Below are 4,926 nucleotides of genomic sequence, written 5' to 3'. Positions count from 1 at the left end.
GTGCTCGGTGATCGGCAGCAGCGCCGGGGGGGGGGCGGCCCCCCCCCCCCCCCCGGCGAGGCGCCGACTGCAGCGGATGCTGCATAAAGTAGTTGCGTAAGCCGTTATAAATCGCCTCCGCAATCTGCTCCTGGTAATCATCGCTACCCAGCAGCCGCTCTTCGCCGTTGTTACTGATAAAGCCCGTTTCCACGAGGATCGACGGGATGTCCGGCGAGCGCAGCACTCCAAGGCTGGCATGCTCCGGGCGGCGTTTGTGCAGGTTGCCAATACGCTGCAGCTGGCTCAGCACGTTGGTCGCCACATCGTAGCCGACGCGCTGGGAATGACCAAACTGCAGATCCAGCACCGCCTGGCTCAGGTAGGGGTCGGCCTGGCTGTTTGCCAGCACATCGCCCGCACCGCCGAGCAGTTCAGACTGCTTCTCATGCTGCTCGAGCCAACCGGCCATTTCGCTGTTGGCGCGACGGTTCGAGAGCACCCACACCGAGGCGCCAGTGGCATCGCGGTTTGGCGCGGCGTCAGCATGGATAGAGACGAGGAAATTGGCGTTTTGCTTACGCGCCACGTCAGAGCGGCCCATCACCGAAATAAAGTAATCCCCGTCGCGGGTCAGCACCGGCTTAAACTGCGGATCGGCGTTCAGTAACGCCCGCAGCTTGCGCGCGATAGCGATAGTCACGTTTTTCTCTTTGGTGCCGTTCGGGCCAATCGCGCCAGGATCCTGGCCGCCGTGCCCGGCATCAATGGCGATAATGACTTTATCATCCGCCGACACCGTGCGGGCCGCCGGGCGAGTCACGGTCTGATTGTTGGTCATCGCCGGCTGAGAGGAGGTCATCACCGTCTGCCGTTCATGACCCGACGAGCTGAACGGGTTACGCCCTGACGTCGTCGTCCGGGAAGGCATCACCGGCGGCGGGTCGGCCCGTTTCACCACCACGGGCGGCGGAGGCGGCGGCGGCGGCGCGTCGGCGTTGATGGTAAAGACCACCGTGTAATTCGCCCCGTTCTGTTGCTTCACCGCCCGGGTTTTGCCATCTTCCGTCAGATCCACCAGCAGACGCAGCGTCTGCGTATCCTGCGGCGTGCCGGCGCGAATACTCTTCACCAGGTTGCTGCCGCTAAACTGCAGCGGTAGTCCCTGCAATACGCCGGTCTGCTTGATATCCAGCGCCACCAGACGTTTACCCTGTGGGGTAAAGGAGTACTCCGGCTCACCGACAAAGCTTAGGGTAATACGGGCCTGCTGGTCTCCGTTAGAGACCTGGATATCGGATAAACTCGCCGCAGTGGCGTGAAGACTCGACAGCATCAGCGCAGCGGCAAGCCAGGTGGTTATGCGATACTTCATCCCGTCATCCTTCAGGCTAAAAGGCTAAACGCGCCAGTAAAGATTCACCCCGTGAGGAGATCGCGGTAATACGCGCCTCACGCCCTTGTGCCTGGTAATCAAGGTGAATTTCAACATCCGGGTCAGGCAGGACACCTGCGCCTTGCTGCGGCCATTCCACCAGGCAGATGGCATCGTCGGCAAAATAATCACGGATCCCCATAAATTCGAGTTCCTCAGGATCCGCCAGACGGTAGAGATCGAAGTGATACACCATCAGGTTCTCGAGGGTATAGGGCTCCACCAGGGTATAAGTTGGGCTTTTGACATTGCCGCGGTGACCGAGCGCCTGCAAAAAGCCGCGGCTGAAGGTCGTTTTCCCCGCGCCTAAATCACCATACAGATAAATCACGGTGGCGCCGGTACAGGCCTGCGCGATGCGGTCGCCAAGGGCCAGCGTGGCCTGCTCATCGGGTAAAGGAATCACTCGGTTAATCATGGTCTACGTCAATCACATCCGGGTTAACAACACGCCTGAGCGTGGAAAAGAGATCGGTCGCCAGCATGCCGCGGGTGCCCTCGCGGGCGGCCAGTCGGTCGGCGGCATCGCCATGAGCGACGCACCCGGCACAGGCAGCATCATACGGCGTCAGGTGCTGTCCTAACAACGCGGCGATGATGCCGGTGAGCACATCGCCCATCCCGCCGCTGGCCATCCCGGCATTGCCGGCATCGATAATGCCCATCGCCCCGCTTTCACTGGCCACCACCGTGCCCGCGCCTTTCAGCACAACCACGCCGCCATACCGTTTTACCAGACGTTGCGCAGAAAGTAAGCGATCGCTTTCAATTTCTGCCACGCTGACGTTCAGCAGACGGGCCGCTTCGCCGGGGTGCGGCGTTAGCACGCGATTGTGACGTTTATCGGGATTGAATGCCAGCAGGTTCAGCGCGTCGGCGTCCCAGACCATCGGTTTGTTAAAACTTTCCACCGTGCGCAGGGCGCTGCGCCCCCATTCGCGCTGCCCCAGGCCAGGGCCAATCGCCACCACATCAGCCCACTCCAGCGCGGCTTTCAGAGTCTGCGGCGTCAGTTCATCTACCATTAATTCCGGCCGCACGGTGACAATGGGCGCCACGTTCTCCGGGTGAGTAAGTACTCGCACCAGTCCCGCGCCGCTGCGTAGGGCCGCTTCACCGCACATACGGATAGCGCCTGCCGTGCCGCGATCGCCGCCGACAATCACCAGTTTACCGTGATCGCCTTTATGGGAGGTGGCCCGCCGCGGCGGCAGCCAGTCGGCGAGGTGGGCGGCGCAAAACCGCGTCAGAGGAGTGCTTTGTCCGGCGAGCCAGCGTTCGAGCCCCAGCGCATGATGGTGGAGTTGCCCGACGACATCCCGCGCCTTGCCGGTCAGCAGCCCCGGCTTGAGGGCGATAAAGGTCAGCGTATGGTCGGCCTGTACCACTGCACCTGGCGTCGCACCCGTCTGCGCATTCAGGCCGGAAGGGATATCCAGCGCCACCACCGGCGCCGGGTGGTGGTTCGCCTGGTGGATGAGCGCCGCGACGGGATCGCGCGGCGCACTGCGCAGACCGGTGCCGAGCAGGCCATCAATAATCAGTGAGATATCGTCGGGCCATGGGATGGTCGCCGCATGGATCACGCCGCCGGCGTTAAGCCATGCCTCCCGCGCCGCCTGCGCCTCTTCCGGCAGCGGGCTGTCACTCTCCACCGCCAGCAGCGTCACCCGCCGCCCCGCGGCCTGTGCCAGACGCGCAACGACATATCCGTCGCCGCCGTTGTTGCCATGTCCGCAGAGGATCAGCCAGTGCGCGCTGGCAGGATAAGCGCCGCTGGCCAGCTGGAACGCCGCCTCGCCCGCGCGCTGCATGAGTTCGAACAGCGTCAGCCCCAGGCTGTCCGCCGCCTCTCGTTCGGCCAGGCGCAGCGCCTCCGCAGGCCAAATGTTGTATGGTATACTGTCAGGGTTTTTCGTCATTGTATGGTCCATCATGTCACAGCCCCTCGATCTCGTTCAGTTAGCGCAACAAATCAAACAATGGGGCACAGAGCTTGGGTTCCAGCAGGTGGGGATCGCCGATACCGACCTCAGCGCCAGTGAACCCAAACTGCAGGCATGGCTGGATAAACAATACCACGGCGAAATGGAATGGATGGCCCGTCACGGTATGATGCGCGCCCGTCCCCACGAACTGCTGCCCGGTACGTTACGCGTCATCAGCGTGCGGATGAACTATCTGCCCGCTAACGCCGCCTTTGCCCGCACCCTGAAAGATCCCACGCTGGGTTACGTCAGCCGTTATGCCCTCGGGCGTGATTATCATAAGCTGCTACGTAATCGCCTGAAAAAGCTGGGGGAGAAGATTCAGGAACAGTGTGCTTCGCTCAATTTTAGACCTTTTGTCGATTCCGCGCCTATCCTGGAACGGCCAATCGCAGAAAAAGCGGGCCTTGGCTGGACAGGTAAGCACTCACTAATCTTAAGCCGCGACGCCGGATCGTTCTTTTTCCTCGGCGAACTGCTGATTGATCTGCCCCTGCCGGTCGACAGCCCGGTTGCGGAGGAGTGTGGGCGCTGCGTCGCCTGCATGACCATCTGTCCCACCGGGGCCATCGTTGAGCCCTATACCGTCGACGCCCGGCGCTGCATCTCCTATCTCACCATTGAACTGGAAGGTGCAATCCCCGAGGAGTTCCGTCCACTAATCGGCAACCGTATTTACGGTTGTGATGATTGTCAGCTGATCTGCCCGTGGAACCGTTTCTCACAGCTCACCGATGAAGAGGATTTCAGCCCACGCAAAGCGCTGCATGCCCCGCCGCTGGTGGAGCTGTTCGCCTGGAGCGAAGCGTGGTTTCTGAAGGTGACCGAAGGGTCGGCGATTCGTCGCATTGGCCACCTGCGCTGGCTGCGCAATATCGCCGTCGCGTTGGGCAATGCGCCCTGGGATGAAGCCCATCTTCGCGCCCTGGAGAGCCGCCGGGGCGAGCACCCGCTTCTCGACGAACACATTGAGTGGGCGATTGCCCAGCAACTGAAAAAGCGGAACGCCGACGCCGTTGAAGTACAGCTGCCGAAAAAATTACGTCTGGTCAGAGTGGTAGAGAAAGGCTTGCCGCGCGACGCCTGATTCATTCACAGGCTGTGAATAAAATCTAAAACACATTGCGTTTCAAGGCGCAGACCAAGGTCAAGTGATCGGATTAACATTTTGAAATGAAATTTATTTGTTAAATTTCAATCACATACAAAGATATTATTTACAAAGCGAAGCATTTGCGCCGCCAGTGACGGAACGATAACCTGTGGATAACTCTGTTCACAGTATTTCTGCGGACCAAACGAAAATCATCCCCGGCGCTGGATTGCACTGTGGATAAATAAGAGATGGAAGAAAATTTGGAGCGGGAAACGAGACTCGAACTCGCGACCCCGACCTTGGCAAGGTCGTGCTCTACCAACTGAGCTATTCCCGCTTAATCATCGTCATTCAAGCTACCGTCTAGCAACCTGAAAACTGCGACTGGTGTGGTGTGTCTTTCAAATTTTGGAGCGGGAAACGAGACT

General features: G+C 60.1%; 4 protein-coding genes and 1 tRNA gene. 1 reads left to right on the top strand and 4 read right to left on the bottom strand.

The annotated features are described in order from the left end of the window. From amiB to nnr, 3 genes are all read right to left on the bottom strand, one after another. On the bottom strand, positions 1-1,354 hold a 1,354-nt coding region (gene amiB, locus HMPREF9538_RS16935; RefSeq protein ID WP_009484730.1), incomplete at its 3' end, for an N-acetylmuramoyl-L-alanine amidase AmiB. Positions 1,355-1,370: 16 nt separating this feature from the next. Further along, entirely contained in the window at positions 1,371-1,832 is a 462-nt protein-coding gene (tsaE, locus tag HMPREF9538_RS16940; RefSeq protein ID WP_002885589.1) for a tRNA (adenosine(37)-N6)-threonylcarbamoyltransferase complex ATPase subunit type 1 TsaE, read from the bottom strand. Further along, positions 1,825-3,336: a bifunctional ADP-dependent NAD(P)H-hydrate dehydratase/NAD(P)H-hydrate epimerase gene (nnr, locus tag HMPREF9538_RS16945; protein WP_020316349.1), complete on the bottom strand. Its 1,512-nt coding sequence runs from the start codon at positions 3,334-3,336 to the stop codon at positions 1,825-1,827. Before nnr ends, tsaE begins: the two co-directional genes overlap by 8 nt. Positions 3,337-3,349: 13 nt before the next feature. Between nnr and queG the strand changes: the two genes are divergently transcribed. Next, positions 3,350-4,489, top strand: a complete 1,140-nt coding sequence (gene queG, locus HMPREF9538_RS16950; RefSeq protein ID WP_004178333.1) for a tRNA epoxyqueuosine(34) reductase QueG — start codon at positions 3,350-3,352, stop codon at positions 4,487-4,489. 270 nt (positions 4,490-4,759) lie between these two features. Here queG and HMPREF9538_RS16955 read toward each other — a convergent pair. Then, a tRNA-Gly gene (locus tag HMPREF9538_RS16955) sits at positions 4,760-4,835 on the bottom strand. Between the last annotated feature and the right edge of the window lie 91 nt (positions 4,836-4,926).

It is taken from the genome of Klebsiella sp. MS 92-3, from assembly GCF_000195655.1.
GTDB classification, from domain to species: Bacteria; Pseudomonadota; Gammaproteobacteria; order Enterobacterales; family Enterobacteriaceae; genus Klebsiella; species Klebsiella pneumoniae.
Note: the sequence above shows the minus strand (reverse complement) of the source record. Positions and strands in the feature narration are given on the sequence as shown.